Source organism: Pseudomonas mucoides (assembly GCF_015461845.1).
In the GTDB taxonomy this organism is placed as follows: domain Bacteria; phylum Pseudomonadota; class Gammaproteobacteria; order Pseudomonadales; family Pseudomonadaceae; genus Aquipseudomonas; species Aquipseudomonas mucoides.
Genome location: NZ_JACOPW010000003.1, coordinates 721,160 through 740,793, shown reverse-complemented (window position 1 = coordinate 740,793; position 19,634 = coordinate 721,160). Strand labels below are relative to the sequence as shown.

Genomic DNA, 19,634 nt, shown 5'->3' with positions numbered 1-19,634 from the left:
ATGGATATCAAACGCACGATCCTGATCGTCGCCCTGGCAATCGTGTCCTACGTTATGGTTCTTAAATGGAACCAGGACTATGGTCAGGCTGCCCTGCCGACTCAGAATGTTGCTTCCAGTACTACCGCACCGGGCCTACCGGATTCGGCTACTGGCAATAATGCTTCTGTCAGTGACGACATTCCACGCGCCGCAAGCGATACCAGTGCTACAGCACCTGCTGAAACTCCAGTAGCTGCAAGCAAAGACCTCATCCAGATCAAAACGGATGTGCTCAACCTGGCCATCGATCCACAAGGTGGTGATGTTGCCCAGCTGACGCTGCCGCTGTATCCACGTCGCCAGGACCATCCGGAAATCCCGTTCCAGTTGTTCGATAACGGCAACGAGCGGACTTATCTGGCTCAAAGCGGTTTGATCGGCACCGACGGTCCGGACGCAAGTCCTGCCGGTCGTCCGGTTTACGCTTCGGAGAAGAAGGTTTATCAACTGGCTGACGGTCAGGACCAATTGGTCGTAGACCTGAAGTTCAGCAAGGACGGCGTCAACTACATCAAGCGTTTCACACTGAAACGCGGCCTGTATGACGTAACTGTTTCTTACCTGATCGACAACGAAAGTGCCAAGCCTTGGTCGGGTGCGATGTTCGCCCAGCTGAAGCGTGACGCCAGCTCCGATCCTTCTTCCAGCACTGCCACCGGCACCGCCACTTACCTGGGCGCCGCCCTGTGGACCAGTAACGAGCCGTACAAGAAAGTGTCGATGAAAGACATGGACAAGGCTCAGCTGAAAGAAACCGTCAACGGGGGTTGGGTTGCCTGGTTGCAACACTACTTCGTGACCGCTTGGATTCCGGCGAAGGGCGAAAACAATGTCGTCCAGACCCGTAAAGACAGCAAAGGCAACTACATCATCGGCTATACCGCCCCGGCATTGACGGTTGCGCCAGGTGCTAAAGCTGAAGTGAGCGCCGTTCTGTACGCCGGCCCGAAAAGCCAGGCTGTGCTGAAACAGTTGTCCCCAGGTCTGGAACTGACCGTCGACTACGGCATCCTGTGGTTCATTGCCCAGCCAATTTTCTGGTTGCTGCAACATATCCACGCCATCGTCGGCAACTGGGGCTGGTCGATCATTTTCCTGACCATGCTGATCAAGGGGTTGTTCTTCCCACTGTCGGCTGCCAGCTACAAATCCATGGCGCGCATGCGTGCAGTGGCCCCGAAACTGGCCGCGCTGAAAGAGCAACATGGCGATGACCGGCAGAAAATGTCGCAAGCCATGATGGAGCTGTACAAGAAAGAGAAGATCAATCCGCTGGGTGGTTGCTTGCCAATCCTCGTGCAGATGCCGGTTTTCCTTTCGCTGTACTGGGTTCTGCTGGAAAGCGTTGAAATGCGCCAAGCGCCGTTCATGCTGTGGATTACTGACCTGTCGATCAAGGATCCGTTCTTCATTCTGCCGATCATCATGGGCGCAACCATGTTCATCCAGCAGCAGTTGAACCCGACACCACCGGATCCGATGCAGGCCAAGGTGATGAAGCTGATGCCAATCATCTTCACCTTCTTCTTCCTGTGGTTCCCGGCTGGTCTGGTGCTGTACTGGGTAGTGAACAACTGCCTGTCCATCACTCAACAGTGGTACATCACTCGTAAAATCGAACGGGCTACCAAAGCAGCCGCTTGATTTACACTGTGGATAACCACTCAAAACGCCCCCTAGTGGGGCGTTTTGCTATCTGTCACTTTTGTCTGGATACCGGTTTATGAGCGTTCCTCGTGAAACCATCGCAGCCGTTGCTACCGCTCAAGGTCGCGGCGGTGTGGGCATCGTCCGTATTTCCGGGCCGTTGGCGAGCCTTGCGGCCAAGGCCATCAGCGGTCGGGAATTGAAACCCCGGTTTGCCCATTACGGCCCGTTCCTCAGTGAGAACGAAGAGGTGCTGGACGAAGGCATTGCGCTTTATTTCCCGGGGCCGAACTCCTTCACCGGCGAAGACGTGCTGGAACTGCAGGGCCATGGCGGGCCGATTGTTCTGGATATGTTGCTCAAGCGTTGTCTGGAACTGGGCTGTCGCCTCGCCCGTCCCGGTGAATTCAGCGAGCGCGCCTTCCTCAATGACAAACTCGACCTGGCTCAGGCTGAAGCCATTGCCGACTTGATCGAGGCGAGTTCTGCACAAGCGGCACGAAATGCGCTGCGTTCCTTGCAAGGCGCATTTTCCCAGCGTGTGCATAACCTGACCGAGCAGCTGATAGGCCTGCGTATTTATGTCGAAGCGGCCATCGACTTCCCTGAAGAAGAAATCGACTTCCTGGCTGATGGTCATGTCTTGGCCATGCTCGACAAAGTGCGCGATGAATTATCCACAGTACTTCGCGAAGCCGGGCAAGGCGCCTTGCTGCGTGACGGCATGACCGTGGTGATTGCCGGTCGGCCGAATGCCGGTAAATCCAGCCTGTTGAATGCTCTGGCGGGTCGGGAAGCAGCGATCGTGACCGAAATTGCCGGCACAACCCGGGACATCCTGCGCGAACATATCCACATTGATGGCATGCCGCTGCACGTGGTGGATACCGCGGGTCTGCGAGATACCGACGATCACGTGGAAAAAATTGGCGTAGAACGCGCACTGAAAGCCATCGGCGAAGCGGATCGCGTGTTATTGGTCGTCGATGCAACGGCGCCTGAAGCGTTGGACCCCTTCGCTTTGTGGCCGGAATTCCTCGAAATCCGCCCGGATCCAGCGAAAGTCACGCTGATTCGTAACAAGGCTGATCTGACGGGGGAAGCCATTGCCCTGGAAGTCAGTGAAGATGGCCACGTCACCATCAGCCTGAGTGCCAAGTCTGCTGGCGAAGGCCTGGAGTTACTGCGCGACCATCTGAAGGCCTGCATGGGTTACGAGCAGACTTCGGAAAGTAGCTTCAGCGCACGCAGGCGTCACCTTGAGGCCCTGCGTCATGCCAGTGCATCCCTTGAGCATGGCCGCTCGCAATTGACCCTGGCCGGTGCTGGCGAGCTGTTGGCCGAGGATTTGCGTCAGGCGCAGCACTCGCTGGGTGAAATCACCGGTGCATTCAGCTCTGATGACCTGTTGGGACGAATCTTTTCCAGCTTCTGCATCGGTAAATAACCCTTTCGTTGTTCACAGACAGGCCATTCGCGCCTGTCTGTCCTCTCTTTTTAAAAAATCGTCCCTCAGTGCCGAGCAGATAATGTCTGCTTGAGCGGTTTTCCTTCGCCCGGAATTAACCCGATACGCGCTTTTCTGTGGATTAAGCCCTGTGAATAACTGCCGCTAAGGGCAGTTGATAACAGGGCCTGAAAACTGAAGATAACCACCTCTGTGGATAACCACCCCTTTCATCCACAGGCTTAAACCGGTTATCCAAGGGTCTCTTGGCCACATGACCACAGGGTTTTAAATCTCTGTACACATTGATAATAAAGGCCTGTAGCGATCTATCCACAGAAAGGTGGCTCAGTAGAAATAAACATAAAAACAAAGATTTAATAAATTTCTCTCTTTTTAATTTCTATAACCCCGACTTCTCCACAGCTGGTTAAATTTTGTGCAAAGGGTTCTTTAGGAAGGGCGAAGTCCCTATACTTGTCGACCAGGTCCAGAAACCTGAGCTCAAACTATTCCTGATTACCTAACTGAAGCAGGCACGAGGTGCGTGGTGGATTTCCCTTCCCGTTTTGAAGTGATCGTCATCGGCGGCGGTCATGCCGGTACCGAGGCAGCACTGGCCTCAGCACGTATGGGTGCGAAAACCCTGTTGCTGACGCATAACGTGGAAACCCTCGGAGCAATGAGTTGCAACCCCGCCATTGGCGGGATCGGTAAAAGCCACCTGGTTAAAGAAATTGACGCCCTTGGCGGCGCGATGGCCATGGCTACCGACAAAGGTGGTATTCAATTTCGCGTGTTGAACAGCCGCAAAGGCCCGGCCGTGCGTGCAACTCGCGCCCAGGCAGACCGGGTTCTGTACAAGGCCGCTGTCCGCGAAGCATTGGAAAACCAGCCGAACCTGTGGATATTTCAACAAGCCGCTGACGACCTGATCGTCGAACAGGAACAAGTGCGCGGTGTCGTCACCCAAATGGGCCTGCGTTTCCTCGCGGATTCCGTGGTGTTGACCACTGGCACCTTCCTCGGCGGACTTATCCACATCGGCATGCAGAATTACTCCGGCGGTCGTGCCGGTGATCCGCCATCGATCGCCCTGGCTCGCCGTCTGCGTGAATTGCCACTGCGTGTGGGTCGTTTGAAAACCGGTACGCCGCCGCGTATCGACGGTCGTTCTGTGGATTTCTCGGTAATGACCGAGCAAGCAGGCGATACGCCGATCCCGGTGATGTCGTTCATGGGTTCCAAAGAGCAACACCCGAAACAGGTGAGCTGCTGGATTACCCACACCAACAGCCGGACCCACGAAATCATTGCCGCGAACCTCGATCGTTCGCCGATGTATTCCGATGCGGGATTGATCGAAGGCATCGGTCCGCGTTATTGCCCGTCGATCGAAGACAAGATCCACCGCTTTGCCGACAAGGAAAGCCATCAGGTCTTTATCGAGCCGGAAGGTTTGACCACCCACGAGCTGTACCCGAACGGGATATCCACATCCCTGCCGTTCGACGTGCAATTGCAGATCGTGCAATCGATCCGCGGCATGGAAAACGCACACATCGTGCGTCCGGGCTACGCCATCGAATACGACTATTTCGACCCGCGTGACCTGAAATACAGCCTGGAAACCAAAGTGATTGGCGGGCTGTTTTTTGCCGGTCAAATCAACGGCACCACCGGTTACGAAGAAGCCGGCGCCCAGGGTTTGCTGGCCGGCGCCAACGCAGCACTGCGTGCACAGGGCAAAGATGCCTGGTGCCCGCGTCGCGACGAGGCGTACATCGGCGTATTGGTCGACGACCTGATTACGCTCGGAACCCAAGAGCCGTACCGGATGTTCACGTCCCGTGCCGAATACCGCCTGATCCTGCGCGAAGACAACGCCGACCTGCGTCTGACCGAAAAAGGTCGCGAGCTGGGTCTGGTCGATGACGCGCGTTGGGCGGCGTTCTGCAAGAAGCGCGAAAGCATCGACCTGGAAGAGCAACGCCTGAAAAGTACCTGGGTTCGCCCGGGCACCGAGCAGGGCGATGCGATTTCCGAGAAGTTCGGTACGCCGCTGACCCACGAATACAATTTGCTCAACCTGCTGAGCCGTCCGGAAATCGACTACGCTGGTCTGATTGCCGTGACCGGTGGGGGCGCAGAAGATCCACAGGTCGCCGAACAGGTCGAAATCAAGACCAAGTACGCCGGTTACATCGACCGTCAGCAGGATGAAATCGCACGCCTGCGGGCCAGCGAAGACACCAAACTGCCTGTGGATATCGATTACACGAACATTTCCGGTCTCTCCAAAGAGATCCAGAGCAAGCTCGGCGCGACCCGTCCTGAAACCCTGGGCCAGGCGTCACGTATTCCGGGCGTCACCCCGGCAGCCATTTCGCTGTTGATGATTCATTTGAAAAAACGCGGCGCGGGCCGTCAGTTGGAGCAAAGCGCTTGAGTTCGTTGGTCACCTCGCAACACGCCGAAGAGTTATCCACAGGTGCTCGCCAGCTCGGTGTCACACTGACAGAAACCCAGCACGCGCAGCTGCTGGGTTATCTGGCCCTGTTGATCAAATGGAACAAGGCCTACAACCTGACCGCCGTGCGCGATCCGGACGAAATGGTCTCTCGCCATCTGCTCGATAGTTTGAGCGTCATGTCGTTCATCGAAAACGGTCGCTGGCTGGACGTTGGCAGCGGTGGTGGCATGCCGGGCATTCCGTTGGCCATCCTGTTTCCCGAGTCGCAAGTGACCTGCCTGGACAGCAACGGCAAGAAAACCCGCTTCCTGACCCAGGTCAAACTCGAACTCAAACTGGATAACCTGCAAGTTATCCACAGCCGCGTCGAAGCTTTCCAGCCTGCACAGCCATTCAACGGGATTGTTTCCCGGGCGTTCAGCAGCATGGAAAATTTCAGTAACTGGACTCGCCACCTCGGCGATGCCGATACGCGCTGGCTGGCAATGAAGGGCGTTCATCCGGCCGATGAGCTGGTAGCATTGCCAGCAGACTTCCACCTCGATAGCGAACACGCCCTGGCCGTCCCTGGTTGCCAAGGCCAACGCCATCTGCTGATACTGCGCCGCACGGCATGATTGGGAACACAAGCAAGAATGGCTAAGGTATTCGCGATTGCGAACCAAAAGGGTGGTGTGGGTAAAACCACCACCTGCATCAACCTCGCAGCTTCCCTGGTCGCTACCAAGCGTCGGGTGCTGCTGATCGATCTCGATCCACAGGGCAACGCCACCATGGGTAGCGGTGTGGATAAACATGGCCTGGAAAACTCGGTCTACGACCTGCTGATCGGCGAATGTGACCTGGCCCAGGCCATGCATTACTCCGAGCATGGTGGTTACCAGCTGTTGCCGGCCAACCGCGACCTGACGGCGGCCGAAGTGGTTCTGCTGGAAATGCAGATGAAGGAAAGTCGCCTGCGCAGTGCATTGGCGCCAATCCGTGAAAACTACGATTACATTTTGATCGACTGCCCACCGTCGTTGTCGATGCTCACGCTGAACGCACTGGTGGCCGCCGATGGGGTGATTATCCCCATGCAGTGCGAATACTTCGCGCTCGAAGGTTTGAGCGACCTTGTGGATAACATCAAGCGCATCGCTGAACTGCTTAACCCGAATCTGAAAGTCGAAGGCCTGTTGCGGACCATGTACGACCCGCGCCTGAGCCTGATGAACGATGTGTCCGCGCAGCTCAAGGAACACTTCGGCGAGCAGCTTTACGACACCGTGATTCCGCGCAACATTCGCTTGGCTGAAGCGCCAAGTTATGGGATGCCGGCGTTGGCGTACGACAAGACTTCACGGGGCGCCATTGCCTACCTGGCCTTGGCGGGCGAAATGGTTCGCCGCCAGCGCAAAAACTCACGCACCGCCGCCGCTCAGGCAACTTAAGGAATCCCCATGGCCGTCAAGAAACGAGGTCTCGGACGTGGACTGGATGCACTGCTGAGTGGTCCGACTGTCAGCTCGCTGGAAGAACAAGCGGTACAAGCTGACCAACGTGAGCTGCAGCACCTGCCCCTGGACCTGATCCAGCGCGGCAAGTACCAACCCCGCCGGGACATGGATCCTCAAGCGCTGGAAGAGTTGGCGCAGTCGATCAAGGCCCAGGGCGTGATGCAGCCGATCGTGGTTCGCCCGATCGGCAGCGGTCGCTTCGAAATCATTGCCGGTGAACGCCGCTGGCGCGCCAGCCAGCAGGCTGGCCAGGAAACCATCCCGGCGATGGTTCGTGATGTGCCGGATGAAACGGCCATTGCCATGGCGCTGATCGAGAACATTCAACGCGAAGACCTCAATCCGATCGAAGAAGCCGTCGCGTTGCAGCGTTTGCAGCAGGAATTTCAGCTGACTCAGCAACAGGTTGCGGAGGCGGTGGGCAAATCCCGCGTGACCGTGGCCAACCTGCTACGCTTGATCGCGTTGCCGGAAGTTATCAAAACCATGCTGTCGCACGGTGACCTGGAAATGGGTCATGCGCGTGCTTTGCTCGGTTTGCCGGAGAATCAACAGGTAGAAGGGGCGCGACATGTTGTCGCACGGGGGCTGACGGTGCGCCAAACTGAAGCACTGGTTCGCCAGTGGTTGAGTGGCAAACAGGAGCCTGCCGAACCGGTAAAACCGGACCCTGATATAGCCCGACTCGAACAGCGCCTGGCCGAACGCCTAGGCTCTGCGGTGCAGATTCGCCACGGTAAGAAGGGGAAAGGGCAGTTGGTCATTGGTTACAACTCCCTCGACGAACTGCAAGGTGTGCTTGCGCACATTCGTTGAAACATTTCCTCATGTAGCGTGCAGTCGGAAATCACTACCTGACAGTTGAATAGGGGCTGAACCGCCCCTATACTCTGCGCGCATTTTGTCGGCACAAATTATGCCAAGTTATTGATTTCTGGCAGCCGACCATTGGAGAGAAAACGTGATGGAAAGACGCACGCCAAACCGCTTGCCGTTCCATCGCCTGGCAGTTTTTCCGGTGTTAATGGCTCAATTTGTCGTTTTGCTGATTGCTGCTTTGGCGCTTTGGCAATGGCATGGAGTCGTTGCCGGGTACTCAGGACTTTGCGGAGGCCTGATAGCCTTGCTTCCCAATGTTTATTTCGCTCACAGGGCATTTCGGTTTTCCGGCGCCCGAGCAGCTCAAGCCATTGTCCGGTCATTTTATGCCGGCGAGGCGGGCAAACTGATTTTGACGGCAGTGCTCTTTGCATTGACGTTTGCAGGTGTGAAGCCATTGGCGCCGCTAGCTGTATTCGGCGTCTTCGTGTTGACCCAACTGGTCAGCTGGTTCGCGCCCCTGCTGATGAGAACAAGACTTTCGAGACCTTAGGGCGTTTGAGGCAACCATGGCAGAAACAACCGCTTCGGGCTATATCCAGCACCACTTGCAGAACCTGACTTTCGGTCAGCTCCCAACTGGCGGGTGGGGTTTTGCCCACACCGCAGCAGAAGCCAAGGAAATGGGCTTCTGGGCTTTCCACGTCGATACCCTCGGCTGGTCGGTCGCGTTGGGTCTGATCTTCGTTCTTCTTTTCCGCATGGCGGCAAAGAAAGCGACTTCCGGTCAGCCTGGTGCTTTGCAGAACTTCGTTGAAGTATTGGTCGAATTCGTCGATGGCAGCGTGAAAGACAGCTTCCATGGCCGTAGCCCGGTGATTGCACCGCTGGCACTGACCATCTTCGTCTGGGTGTTCCTGATGAACGCCGTCGACCTGATCCCGGTCGACTGGATTCCTCAGCTGGCCATCCTGATTACCGGCGACCACCACATTCCGTTCCGTGCAGTGTCGACCACTGACCCGAACGCGACCCTGGGTATGGCCCTGTCGGTGTTCGCGCTGATCATTTTCTACAGCATCAAGGTCAAGGGCATCGGCGGCTTCATCGGCGAACTGACCCTGCACCCGTTCGGCAGCAAGAACATCTTCGTTCAGGCCCTGCTGATTCCGGTGAACTTCCTGCTGGAGTTCGTGACGCTGGTTGCCAAGCCAATCTCGCTGGCACTGCGTTTGTTCGGCAACATGTACGCCGGCGAACTGGTCTTCATTCTGATTGCTGTGATGTTCGGCAGCGGTCTGCTCTGGCTTAGCGGCCTGGGCGTAGTTCTGCAGTGGGCGTGGGCTGTGTTCCACATCCTGATCATCACCCTGCAGGCGTTTATCTTCATGATGCTGACCATCGTTTACCTTTCGATGGCGCACGAAGAGAACCATTAAGACCAGTCTCGACTAGTCTGATGTCCCACTCGGTCAAACGAGTGGGTGCCCGAACAGGGCTATGAAACGATTTGTTTTACCGCTTTAAAATCTAAAAAACCTAAACCATACGACGTAAAAGTCGGGAGGAAAGATGGAAACTGTAGTTGGTCTAACCGCTATCGCTGTTGCACTGTTGATCGGCCTGGGCGCACTGGGTACCGCAATTGGTTTCGGCCTGTTGGGCGGCAAGTTCCTGGAAGGCGCAGCGCGTCAGCCAGAAATGGTTCCAATGCTGCAAGTTAAAATGTTCATCGTTGCCGGTCTGCTCGACGCCGTCACCATGATCGGTGTTGGTATCGCTCTGTTCTTCACCTTCGCGAACCCATTCGTTGGTCAACTCGCTGGCTAATTACTCGAACCTTCGAGTAGTTGGTGTGATGTGTAACGAACGAGCGAGGTGTTGGCGTGAACATTAATGCAACCCTGATTGGCCAGTCCGTTGCGTTCTTCATTTTTGTACTGTTTTGCATGAAGTTCGTGTGGCCTCCGGTCATCGCGGCTTTGCACGAACGTCAGAAGAAGATTGCGGATGGACTGGACGCTGCCGCCCGAGCAGCTCGCGACCTGGAATTGGCCCAAGATAAAGCGGGTCAACAACTGCGCGAAGCTAAAGCTCAGGCAGCCGAAATCATTGAGCAAGCCAAGAAACGCGGTAACCAGATCGTTGAAGAGGCTGTTGAAAAGGCCCGTATCGACGCTGACCGTGTGAAGGTTCAGGCTCAGGCCGAGATCGAACAGGAACTGAACAGTGTCAAAGACGCGCTGCGTGCCCAACTGGGTGCTCTGGCTGTCGGCGGCGCCGAGAAGATCCTGGGTGCCACAATCGATCAAAACGCGCACGCGGAGCTGGTAAACAAACTGGCTGCTGAAATTTAAGCGAGGGCGATCATGGCAGAATTGACCACGTTGGCCCGACCTTACGCTAAGGCAGCCTTCGAGCACGCCCAGGCCCACCAGCAACTGGCCTCTTGGTCAGCCATGCTCGGCCTGGCTGCAGCAGTGTCGCAAGACGACACCATGCAGCGCGTGCTCAAGGCCCCGCGACTGACGAGCGCAAACAAGGCCGCCACGTTTATTGACGTGTGCGGCGACAAGTTTGATGCCAAGGCACAGAACTTCATTAACGTCGTTGCCGAAAACGACCGTCTCCCGCTGTTGCCGGAGATCGCCGCTCTGTTTGACCTGTACAAGGCCGAACAAGAGAAGTCGGTAGACGTTGAAGTCACCAGTGCTTTTGCATTGAACCAAGAACAGCAAGACAAACTCGCCAAGGTTCTCAGTGCACGACTCAACCGGGAAGTGCGCCTGCAAGTTGCGGAGGATGCCGCCCTTATTGGTGGTGTCATCATTCGCGCCGGCGACCTGGTAATCGATGGTTCGATTCGCGGCAAACTCGCGAATCTTGCCGAAGCATTGAAATCTTGAGTTTGAAGGGGCAGCAGAGCAATGCAGCAACTCAATCCTTCCGAAATAAGTGAAATTATCAAGGGCCGCATCGACAAGCTCGATGTGACCTCCCAAGCCCGTAACGAAGGCACTGTCGTCAGCGTATCTGACGGTATCGTGCGGATTCACGGTCTGGCCGACGTAATGTACGGCGAGATGATCGAGTTTCCGGGCGGCGTCTTCGGTATGGCTCTCAACCTGGAGCAAGACTCTGTAGGTGCCGTTGTATTGGGCGCATACCAGACTCTGGCTGAAGGCATGAGCGCCAAGTGCACCGGCCGTATCCTCGAAGTTCCGGTTGGTAAGGAACTGCTGGGTCGCGTAGTCGACGCACTGGGTAACCCAGTTGATGGCAAAGGTCCGCTGAACAACACCTTGACCGACGCGGTCGAGAAAGTTGCTCCAGGCGTGATCTGGCGTAAGTCGGTAGACCAGCCTGTACAGACTGGCTACAAGGCTGTCGATGCCATGATCCCTGTCGGCCGTGGCCAGCGTGAGCTGATCATCGGTGACCGTCAGATCGGTAAAACCGCTCTGGCGATCGACGCGATCATCAATCAGAAAGACAGCGGCATTTTCTGCGTCTACGTAGCCATTGGTCAGAAACAATCGACCATCGCCAACGTGGTTCGCAAGCTGGAAGAAAACGGCGCACTGGCTAACACCATCGTCGTGGCAGCGAGCGCTTCGGAATCTGCAGCACTGCAATTCCTGGCACCGTACTCCGGTTGCACCATGGGTGAATTCTTCCGCGACCGCGGTGAAGACGCGCTGATCGTTTATGACGATCTGTCCAAGCAAGCAGTGGCTTACCGCCAGATTTCCCTGCTGCTGCGCCGTCCACCAGGCCGTGAAGCTTACCCAGGCGACGTGTTCTATCTCCACTCCCGTCTGCTGGAGCGCGCATCCCGCGTTTCGGAAGAATACGTAGAGAAGTTCACCAACGGCGCAGTGACCGGCAAAACCGGTTCCCTGACCGCACTGCCGATCATCGAAACCCAGGCTGGCGACGTTTCCGCGTTCGTTCCGACCAACGTGATTTCCATCACCGACGGTCAGATCTTCCTGGAATCGGCCATGTTCAACTCCGGGATCCGTCCTGCTGTGAACGCCGGTGTTTCGGTATCCCGTGTGGGTGGTGCCGCTCAGACCAAGATCATCAAGAAGCTCTCCGGTGGTATCCGTACCGCTCTGGCTCAGTACCGTGAACTGGCGGCATTCGCCCAGTTCGCTTCTGACCTGGACGAAGCGACCCGTAAGCAACTTGAGCATGGTCAGCGCGTTACCGAGCTGATGAAGCAGAAGCAATACGCACCTATGTCGATCGCTGACATGGCGCTGTCGCTGTATGCCGCTGAGCGTGGGTTCCTGACTGACGTCGAAATCGCCAAGATCGGCAGCTTTGAACAAGCGCTGATTGCTTTCTTCAACCGCGATCACGCCGAATTGATGGCGAAGATCAACGTGAAGGGTGACTTCAATGACGAAATCGATGCTGGCATGAAAGCCGGTATCGAGAAGTTCAAGGCCACCCAAACCTGGTAAGCCGCAGCGGGAGCCGCAAGGCTCCCGCTTGCTAACCTGATAGGTGTTACATGGCAGGCGCAAAAGAGATTCGCAGTAAGATTGCGAGCATCAAAAGCACGCAAAAGATTACCAGCGCCATGGAAAAAGTGGCGGTCAGTAAAATGCGCAAGGCACAAATGCGCATGGCTGCTAGCCGTCCTTACGCGGAGCGCATCCGCCAGGTTATTGGTCATTTGGCCAACGCCAACCCGGAATATCGCCACCCGTTCATGATCGACCGCGAAATCAAGCGCGTCGGTTACGTCGTGGTGAGCAGTGACCGTGGTTTGTGTGGTGGTTTGAACACCAACCTGTTCAAGGCCCTGGTCAAGGACATGGCGGTAAACCGCGAAAACGGCGTCGAGATCGATCTGTGTGTAGTGGGTAGCAAGGGTGCGGCTTTCTTCCGCAACTTCGGCGGCAACGTCGTAGCAGCTATCAGCCACCTGGGTGAAGAGCCGTCGATCAATGACTTGATCGGCAGCGTCAAGGTGATGCTGGATGCCTACCTGGACGGCCGTATTGATCGCCTGTCCGTGGTGTCCAACAAGTTCATCAACACCATGACGCAAACGCCTACCGTGGAGCAGTTGATTCCATTGGTGGCAACCCCGGATCAAGGCCTCAAGCACCACTGGGACTATCTCTACGAACCGGATGCCAAAGAGCTGCTTGACGGCTTGATGGTCCGTTACGTGGAGTCGCAGGTCTACCAGGCGGTGGTCGAGAACAACGCGGCTGAACAAGCTGCGCGGATGATCGCGATGAAGAACGCTACCGACAACGCCGGTGATTTGATCAGCGATTTGCAGCTGGTCTACAACAAGGCGCGTCAGGCTGCGATCACCCAAGAGATCTCGGAAATCGTCGGCGGCGCTGCCGCGGTTTAACGGTTCAAATATTCAGAGGATCCAGCTATGAGTAGCGGACGTATCGTTCAAATCATCGGCGCCGTTATCGACGTGGAATTCCCACGCGACAGCGTACCGAGCATCTACAACGCGCTGACTGTACAAAGCGCGGCCGCAACCACTCTGGAAGTTCAGCAACAGCTGGGCGACGGCGTGGTTCGTACCATTGCGATGGGCTCCACCGAGGGCTTGAAGCGTGGTCTGGACGTCATCGACTCCGGCGCAGCCATTTCCGTACCGGTCGGTAAAGCGACTCTGGGCCGGATCATGGACGTTCTGGGCAACCCGATCGACGAAGCTGGCCCGATCGACACCGACGAGCGCTGGGGCATTCACCGTCCTGCGCCAACCTTCGCAGAACAAGCGGGCGGCAACGACCTGCTGGAAACCGGCATCAAGGTTATCGACCTGGTTTGCCCGTTCGCCAAGGGTGGTAAAGTCGGTCTGTTCGGTGGTGCCGGTGTAGGCAAAACCGTAAACATGATGGAACTGATCCGTAACATCGCCATCGAGCACAGCGGTTATTCCGTGTTCGCCGGTGTGGGTGAGCGTACTCGTGAGGGTAACGACTTCTACCACGAGATGAAGGATTCCAACGTTCTGGACAAAGTGGCACTGGTTTACGGTCAGATGAACGAGCCGCCGGGTAACCGTCTGCGCGTAGCACTGACCGGCCTGACCATGGCCGAGAAGTTCCGTGACGAAGGTAACGACGTTCTGCTGTTCGTCGACAACATCTATCGTTACACCCTGGCCGGTACTGAAGTATCCGCACTGCTGGGCCGTATGCCTTCCGCAGTAGGTTACCAGCCGACCCTGGCCGAAGAGATGGGTACTCTGCAAGAGCGTATCACTTCGACCAAAAACGGTTCGATCACCTCGATCCAAGCGGTATACGTACCTGCGGATGACTTGACTGACCCGTCGCCAGCGACCACCTTCGCCCACTTGGACGCCACCGTCGTTCTGTCCCGTGACATCGCTTCCCTGGGTATCTACCCAGCGGTCGATCCACTCGACTCGACTTCGCGCCAGCTGGACCCGAACGTAATCGGCCAGGACCACTACGACACCGCTCGCGGTGTACAGTATGTTCTGCAGCGTTACAAAGAACTGAAGGACATCATTGCGATCCTGGGTATGGACGAGCTGTCGGAAGCCGACAAGCAGTTGGTAAACCGTGCTCGTAAGATCCAGCGTTTCTTGTCGCAGCCGTTCTTCGTGGCTGAAGTCTTCACCGGTGCTTCGGGTAAATACGTTTCCCTGAAAGACACCATTGCTGGCTTCAAAGGCATCCTCAACGGTGACTACGACCACCTGCCAGAACAAGCGTTCTACATGGTCGGCGGCATCGAAGAAGCGATCGAGAAAGCCAAGAAACTGTAATCCCGGCGCCCGGAAACGGGCGCTAATTTAGGTTGAGGCAATCAGATGGCTATGACAGTCCATTGCGATATCGTCAGCGCGGAAGGAGAAATCTTTTCCGGTCTGGTCGAGATGGTGATTGCGCACGGTGCACTGGGTGATCTTGGTATCGCCCTGGGTCACGCGCCGTTGATCACTAATCTCAAGCCGGGCCCGATCCGCCTGGTCAAGCAGGGCGGGGAAGAGGAGGTGTATTACATCTCCGGTGGTTTCCTCGAAGTTCAGCCGAACATGGTCAAGGTTCTTGCCGACACCGTGCAACGTGCTGTCGACCTGGATGAAGCCTCCGCTCAGGAAGCCGTCAAGGCTGCCGAGAAAGCCCTGCATGAGCGGGGCGCGGAATTCGACTACGGTTCTGCTTCCGCACGTCTGGCCGAGGCTGCAGCACAGCTGCGCACCGTCCAGCAGATCCGCAAGAAGTTTGGCCGCTAATAGGCCATCACTTGTTGCGCGATTGATTAAAAAGGGTAGCCTCGGCTACCCTTTTTTCTTTTCCGACGTTCATAACCTGGTCGCAGCCGCTGACCACCCAGGATTGGTAGCCAGTCATGTCACTTGAAATCGTTATTCTCGCTGCCGGCCAAGGCACCCGCATGCGTTCGGCGTTGCCGAAAGTTCTGCACCCGATTGCCGGCAACTCGATGCTTGGCCATGTTATCCACAGCGCCCGCCAACTTGATCCACAGCGCATCCATGTGGTGATCGGCCATGGCGCTGAAGCCGTACGTGAGCGCCTGGCGGCGGATGACCTGAATTTCGTCCTTCAGGACAAACAATTGGGTACCGGTCATGCCGTGGCTCAGGCTGTGCCGTTCATTGAGTCCGATACCGTACTCATTCTCTACGGCGACGTGCCGCTGATTGAAGTCGACACCCTGCAACGCCTGCTCAAGAAAGTCGCGCCGCAACAACTGGGCCTGTTGACTGTCGAGCTGGACGACCCGACCGGCTATGGCCGCATCGTCCGCGATGACGCTGGCAAGGTCACGGCAATCGTTGAGCAAAAAGACGCCAACGAAGCCGAGCGTGCGATCACTGAAGGCAACACCGGGATTCTCGCCCTGCCTTTCGCCCAACTGGGTAGCTGGATGAGCCGTCTCTCCAACAACAATGCCCAGGGCGAGTATTACCTGACTGACGTGATCGCCATGGCGGTCAACGACGGTTTGGTGGTCGCCACCGAGCAGCCGCACGACGCCATGGAAGTGCAGGGCGCCAACGACCGCAAGCAACTTTCCGAACTCGAGCGTCACTATCAATTGCGCGCCGGCCGCCGTTTGATGGCCCAAGGCGTCACCCTGCGCGACCCGGCTCGTTTCGATGTGCGCGGCGAAGTCACCGTTGGCCGCGATGTGCTGATCGACATCAACGTGATCCTCGAAGGCAAAGTCGTCATTGAAGACGACGTGGTGATCGGCCCGAACTGTGTGATCAAGGACAGCACCCTGCGCAAAGGCGTGGTGATCAAGGCCAACAGCCATATCGAAGGTGCGATTCTGGGCGAAGGCAGCGATGCAGGCCCATTCGCACGCCTGCGTCCGGGCACTGTCCTTGACGCGCGCGCGCATGTGGGTAACTTTGTTGAACTGAAGAACGCTCACTTGGGCGAAGGCGCGAAGGCCGGTCACCTGACTTACCTGGGTGATGCCGAGGTCGGCGCGCGCACCAACATTGGCGCGGGCACCATCACGTGCAACTACGACGGCGCCAACAAGTGGAAAACCGTGCTGGGTGAAGACGTTTTCATCGGTTCCAACAATTCGTTGGTAGCGCCTGTGGATATCTCTTCCGGTGCGACCACGGCGGCCGGTTCAACCATTACGCAGAATGTGGATAACGCACAATTGGCGGTAGGTCGGGCACGGCAGAAGAATATCGACGGCTGGAAGCGGCCGGAGAAGGTCAAGAAGAGCTGAGTTATCCACAGCCCTTCTAAACAACAAAATCGCAGCCTGAGAACGGCCTTCAGAGCCCTCACCTCAAGCTGCGATTTTTTTTGGTTATACACAGGCCTTTTTATCCCAACACGCTTGACGAAGTTTCGCCGATAGGTTTTGATTGCTTCCGTTATCTTTCGAATCGAAACTTACTAAGCCATGTCGAAGCGCAATACACCCCAACGCCGCCACAATATCCTCACCTTGCTCAACGAGCAGGGCGAAGTCAGTGTGGACGAGCTGGCAAAACGCTTCGAAACGTCGGAAGTTACGATTCGCAAGGATCTGGCGGCGCTTGAGAGTAATGGCCTGCTGCTACGTCGTTACGGCGGAGCGATCACCATGCCTCAAGAATTGGTGGCTGACATCGGCCAACCTGTCTCCAAATACAAACAAGCCATTGCTCGCGCCGCGGTCACGCGGATTCGCGAGCATGCGCGGATCATCATCGACAGCGGCAGTACCACGGCGGCCATGATCCCGGAACTCGGTCAGCAACCAGGACTGGTGGTGATGACCAACTCGTTGCACGTGGCCAATGCCTTGAGCGAGCTTGAGCACGAACCGGTGCTGTTGATGACCGGCGGCACCTGGGACCCGCATTCCGAGTCCTTTCAGGGGCAGGTCGCTGAGCAGGTACTACGCTCTTACGACTTTGATCAGTTGTTTATCGGTGCCGATGGCATCGACCTGGTCCGCGGTACGACCACCTTCAACGAATTGCTGGGGCTCAGCCGGGTCATGGCCGAAGTCGCCCGTGAAGTCGTCGTGATGGTGGAGGCCGATAAGATCGGCCGCAAAATCCCCAACCTGGAACTGCCATGGAGCAGCGTCCATACCCTTATTACCGATGATCGCTTGCCGCTGGAGGCACGCGATCAGATTCAGGCCCGCGGCATCAATTTGATTTGCGCGGCTGTCAGTCAGGAGAAATAGCATGTGTGGAATTGTCGGCGCAGTCGCAGAACGTAACATCACCGCCATCTTGCTCGAAGGCCTCAAGCGCCTGGAATACCGTGGCTACGACAGCGCCGGTGTGGCGGTCTTCACCAACGATGAGAAACTCGAGCGCATGCGTCGTCCGGGCAAGGTCAGCGAGCTGGAACTGGCACTCGAGGCCGAGCCTCTGGTCGGTCGCCTCGGCATCGCCCACACCCGTTGGGCCACCCACGGCGCGCCGTGCGAGCGCAACGCCCACCCGCATTTCTCCGGCGACCTGGCCGTGGTGCACAACGGCATCATCGAAAACCACGAAGCCCTGCGTGAACAGCTGAAAGCCTTGGGTTATGTGTTCACCTCGGACACCGACACCGAAGTCATCGCTCACCTGCTGAACCACAAACTCAAGGATTTGCCCGACCTGACCGCGGCCCTCAAAGCCACCGTCAAAGAGTTGCACGGTGCTTACGGCCTGGCGGTCATCAGCGCCAAGCAGCCGGATCGCCTGGTCGCCGCTCGCAGTGGTAGCCCGTTGGTGATTGGTCTGGGCCTGGGTGAAAACTTCCTCGCTTCCGACCAATTGGCCCTGCGTCAGGTCACTGACCGTTTCATGTACCTGGAAGAAGGCGATATCGCCGAGATTCGCCGCGACAGCGTGCATATCTGGGACGTTGACGGCAAAGCTGTCGAGCGCGAAACCGTGCAGTACCGCGACGGTGCCGAAGCCGCCGACAAGGGCGAGTTCCGCCACTTCATGCTCAAGGAAATCCACGAGCAACCGTCTGTTGTTCAGCGCACCCTCGAAGGCCGCCTGAGCCCGAACGGCGTGCTGGTACAGGCATTCGGTCCACAGGCTGCCGAGCTGTTCGCCAAAGTGCGCAACGTGCAGATCGTTGCCTGCGGCACCAGCTATCACGCCGGTATGGTTGCCCGTTACTGGCTCGAAGAGTTGGCCGGGATCCCGTGCCAGGTCGAAGTTGCCAGCGAATTCCGCTACCGCAAAGTCGTGGTGCAACCCGACACGCTGTTCGTGACCATTTCCCAGTCCGGCGAAACCGCCGACACCCTGGCTGCGCTGCGCAACGCCAAGGAACTGGGTTTCCTCGCGAGCCTGGCGATCTGCAACGTCGGCATCAGTTCGCTGGTGCGTGAATCCGACCTGACCCTGCTGACCCAGGCCGGTCGCGAAATCGGCGTGGCCTCGACCAAAGCCTTCACCACTCAATTGGTAGGCCTGCTGTTGCTGACCCTGTCCCTGGGGCAGGTTCGCGGCACTTTGGCCAAGGGCGTCGAAGCCACATTGGTCGAAGAACTGCGCCGTCTGCCAACCCGTTTGGGCGAAGCCTTGGCCATGGACAGCACCGTGGAGAAAATCGCCGAGCTGTTCGCCGAGAAAAACCACACGCTGTTCCTCGGCCGTGGCGCGCAATTCCCGGTAGCGATGGAAGGAGCCCTGAAACTCAAGGAAATCTCCTACATCCACGCTGAAGCCTACCCGGCTGGCGAACTGAAACACGGTCCGTTAGCGCTTGTGGATAACGACATGCCGGTGGTGACTGTGGCGCCGAACAACGAGCTGCTGGAGAAGTTGAAATCCAACCTCCAGGAAGTCCGCGCCCGTGGTGGCCAGTTGATCGTCTTCGCAGACGAGAAAGCCGGCATGACCAATGGCGAAGGCACGCACGTTGTGCACATGCCGCATATCCACGACATCCTGTCGCCGATCCTCTACACCATCCCGCTGCAGTTGCTGTCGTACTACGTTGCTGTGCTGAAAGGCACGGACGTTGACCAGCCGCGTAATCTGGCGAAGTCGGTGACAGTGGAATAAGTTATCCACAGGTGACCGAAACCCTTGGTTTCTGACAATAAAGACTGACACAAAACAATAAAGACTGACACTATAAAACATAGATTGACACAAGGCCGAACCCCCCGTATTTACGGGGGTTTCCATTTCTGGGCTGAGCCACCGGTCTAGATTCTCCGCTTCGTTTCGCTC

At 57.0% G+C, this 19,634-nt stretch carries 18 protein-coding genes; all 18 read left to right on the top strand.

The genetic code is table 11. The features are described from left to right. Positions 1 to 1,686, top strand: a complete 1,686-nt coding sequence (gene yidC, locus H8F22_RS18215; RefSeq protein ID WP_027926204.1) for a membrane protein insertase YidC — start codon at positions 1 to 3, stop codon at positions 1,684 to 1,686. Between the two features lie 79 nt (positions 1,687 to 1,765). After that, positions 1,766 to 3,136: a tRNA uridine-5-carboxymethylaminomethyl(34) synthesis GTPase MnmE gene (gene mnmE / locus H8F22_RS18210; RefSeq protein WP_027926205.1), complete on the top strand. Its 1,371-nt coding sequence runs from the start codon at positions 1,766 to 1,768 to the stop codon at positions 3,134 to 3,136. A gap of 550 nt (positions 3,137 to 3,686) precedes the next feature. Continuing rightward, the gene (gene mnmG / locus H8F22_RS18205; RefSeq protein ID WP_027926206.1) at positions 3,687 to 5,585 is read left to right on the top strand and encodes a tRNA uridine-5-carboxymethylaminomethyl(34) synthesis enzyme MnmG; all 1,899 of its coding nucleotides are present in this window, start codon (positions 3,687 to 3,689) and stop codon (positions 5,583 to 5,585) included. After that, positions 5,582 to 6,226 (top strand): 16S rRNA (guanine(527)-N(7))-methyltransferase RsmG, encoded by a 645-nt coding sequence (gene rsmG, locus H8F22_RS18200; protein WP_027926207.1) that lies wholly within the window; start codon positions 5,582 to 5,584, stop codon positions 6,224 to 6,226. The genes mnmG and rsmG overlap by 4 nt, the downstream gene beginning before the upstream one ends. An 18-nt stretch (positions 6,227 to 6,244) precedes the next feature. Continuing rightward, complete coding sequence (locus tag H8F22_RS18195; RefSeq protein ID WP_027926208.1) at positions 6,245 to 7,042, top strand: ParA family protein; 798 nt, start codon at positions 6,245 to 6,247, stop codon at positions 7,040 to 7,042. 9 nt (positions 7,043 to 7,051) lie between these two features. Further along, the gene (locus H8F22_RS18190; protein WP_008027541.1) at positions 7,052 to 7,924 is read left to right on the top strand and encodes a ParB/RepB/Spo0J family partition protein; all 873 of its coding nucleotides are present in this window, start codon (positions 7,052 to 7,054) and stop codon (positions 7,922 to 7,924) included. A gap of 148 nt (positions 7,925 to 8,072) precedes the next feature. Further along, positions 8,073 to 8,480 carry a F0F1 ATP synthase subunit I gene (locus tag H8F22_RS18185; protein WP_027926209.1) on the top strand — a complete coding sequence of 136 codons (408 nt, stop codon included), beginning with the start codon at positions 8,073 to 8,075 and terminating at the stop codon, positions 8,478 to 8,480. 16 nt (positions 8,481 to 8,496) lie between these two features. Next, a complete protein-coding gene (gene atpB / locus H8F22_RS18180; protein WP_027926210.1) occupies positions 8,497 to 9,366 on the top strand; it encodes a F0F1 ATP synthase subunit A in 870 nt (289 codons plus the stop codon). 133 nt (positions 9,367 to 9,499) lie between these two features. Beyond that, positions 9,500 to 9,757, top strand: coding sequence for a F0F1 ATP synthase subunit C (gene atpE / locus H8F22_RS18175; protein ID WP_002555987.1), 258 nt, complete (start codon positions 9,500 to 9,502; stop codon positions 9,755 to 9,757). Positions 9,758 to 9,813: 56 nt separating this feature from the next. After that, positions 9,814 to 10,284, top strand: a complete 471-nt coding sequence (locus H8F22_RS18170) for a F0F1 ATP synthase subunit B (protein ID WP_008027535.1) — start codon at positions 9,814 to 9,816, stop codon at positions 10,282 to 10,284. A 12-nt stretch (positions 10,285 to 10,296) separates the two neighbouring features. Continuing rightward, the gene (locus H8F22_RS18165) at positions 10,297 to 10,833 is read left to right on the top strand and encodes a F0F1 ATP synthase subunit delta (RefSeq protein ID WP_027926211.1); all 537 of its coding nucleotides are present in this window, start codon (positions 10,297 to 10,299) and stop codon (positions 10,831 to 10,833) included. Between the two features lie 21 nt (positions 10,834 to 10,854). Next, positions 10,855 to 12,399: a F0F1 ATP synthase subunit alpha gene (gene atpA / locus H8F22_RS18160; RefSeq protein ID WP_027926212.1), complete on the top strand. Its 1,545-nt coding sequence runs from the start codon at positions 10,855 to 10,857 to the stop codon at positions 12,397 to 12,399. A 50-nt stretch (positions 12,400 to 12,449) separates the two neighbouring features. Next, positions 12,450 to 13,310, top strand: a complete 861-nt coding sequence (gene atpG, locus H8F22_RS18155; protein WP_027926213.1) for a F0F1 ATP synthase subunit gamma — start codon at positions 12,450 to 12,452, stop codon at positions 13,308 to 13,310. Between the two features lie 27 nt (positions 13,311 to 13,337). Next, positions 13,338 to 14,717 carry a F0F1 ATP synthase subunit beta gene (gene atpD, locus H8F22_RS18150; RefSeq protein ID WP_027926214.1) on the top strand — a complete coding sequence of 460 codons (1,380 nt, stop codon included), beginning with the start codon at positions 13,338 to 13,340 and terminating at the stop codon, positions 14,715 to 14,717. Positions 14,718 to 14,762: 45 nt separating this feature from the next. Next, positions 14,763 to 15,188 (top strand): F0F1 ATP synthase subunit epsilon, encoded by a 426-nt coding sequence (locus tag H8F22_RS18145; RefSeq protein WP_027926215.1) that lies wholly within the window; start codon positions 14,763 to 14,765, stop codon positions 15,186 to 15,188. Between the two features lie 116 nt (positions 15,189 to 15,304). Then, positions 15,305 to 16,672, top strand: coding sequence for a bifunctional UDP-N-acetylglucosamine diphosphorylase/glucosamine-1-phosphate N-acetyltransferase GlmU (gene glmU, locus H8F22_RS18140; protein WP_059181897.1), 1,368 nt, complete (start codon positions 15,305 to 15,307; stop codon positions 16,670 to 16,672). 180 nt (positions 16,673 to 16,852) lie between these two features. After that, on the top strand, positions 16,853 to 17,629 hold the full coding sequence (locus tag H8F22_RS18135; RefSeq protein ID WP_027926217.1) for a DeoR/GlpR family DNA-binding transcription regulator: 777 nt from the start codon (positions 16,853 to 16,855) through the stop codon (positions 17,627 to 17,629). 1 nt (position 17,630) lies between these two features. Then, the gene (glmS, locus tag H8F22_RS18130) at positions 17,631 to 19,463 is read left to right on the top strand and encodes a glutamine--fructose-6-phosphate transaminase (isomerizing) (protein WP_027926218.1); all 1,833 of its coding nucleotides are present in this window, start codon (positions 17,631 to 17,633) and stop codon (positions 19,461 to 19,463) included. The last annotated feature ends 171 nt before the right edge of the window (positions 19,464 to 19,634 follow it).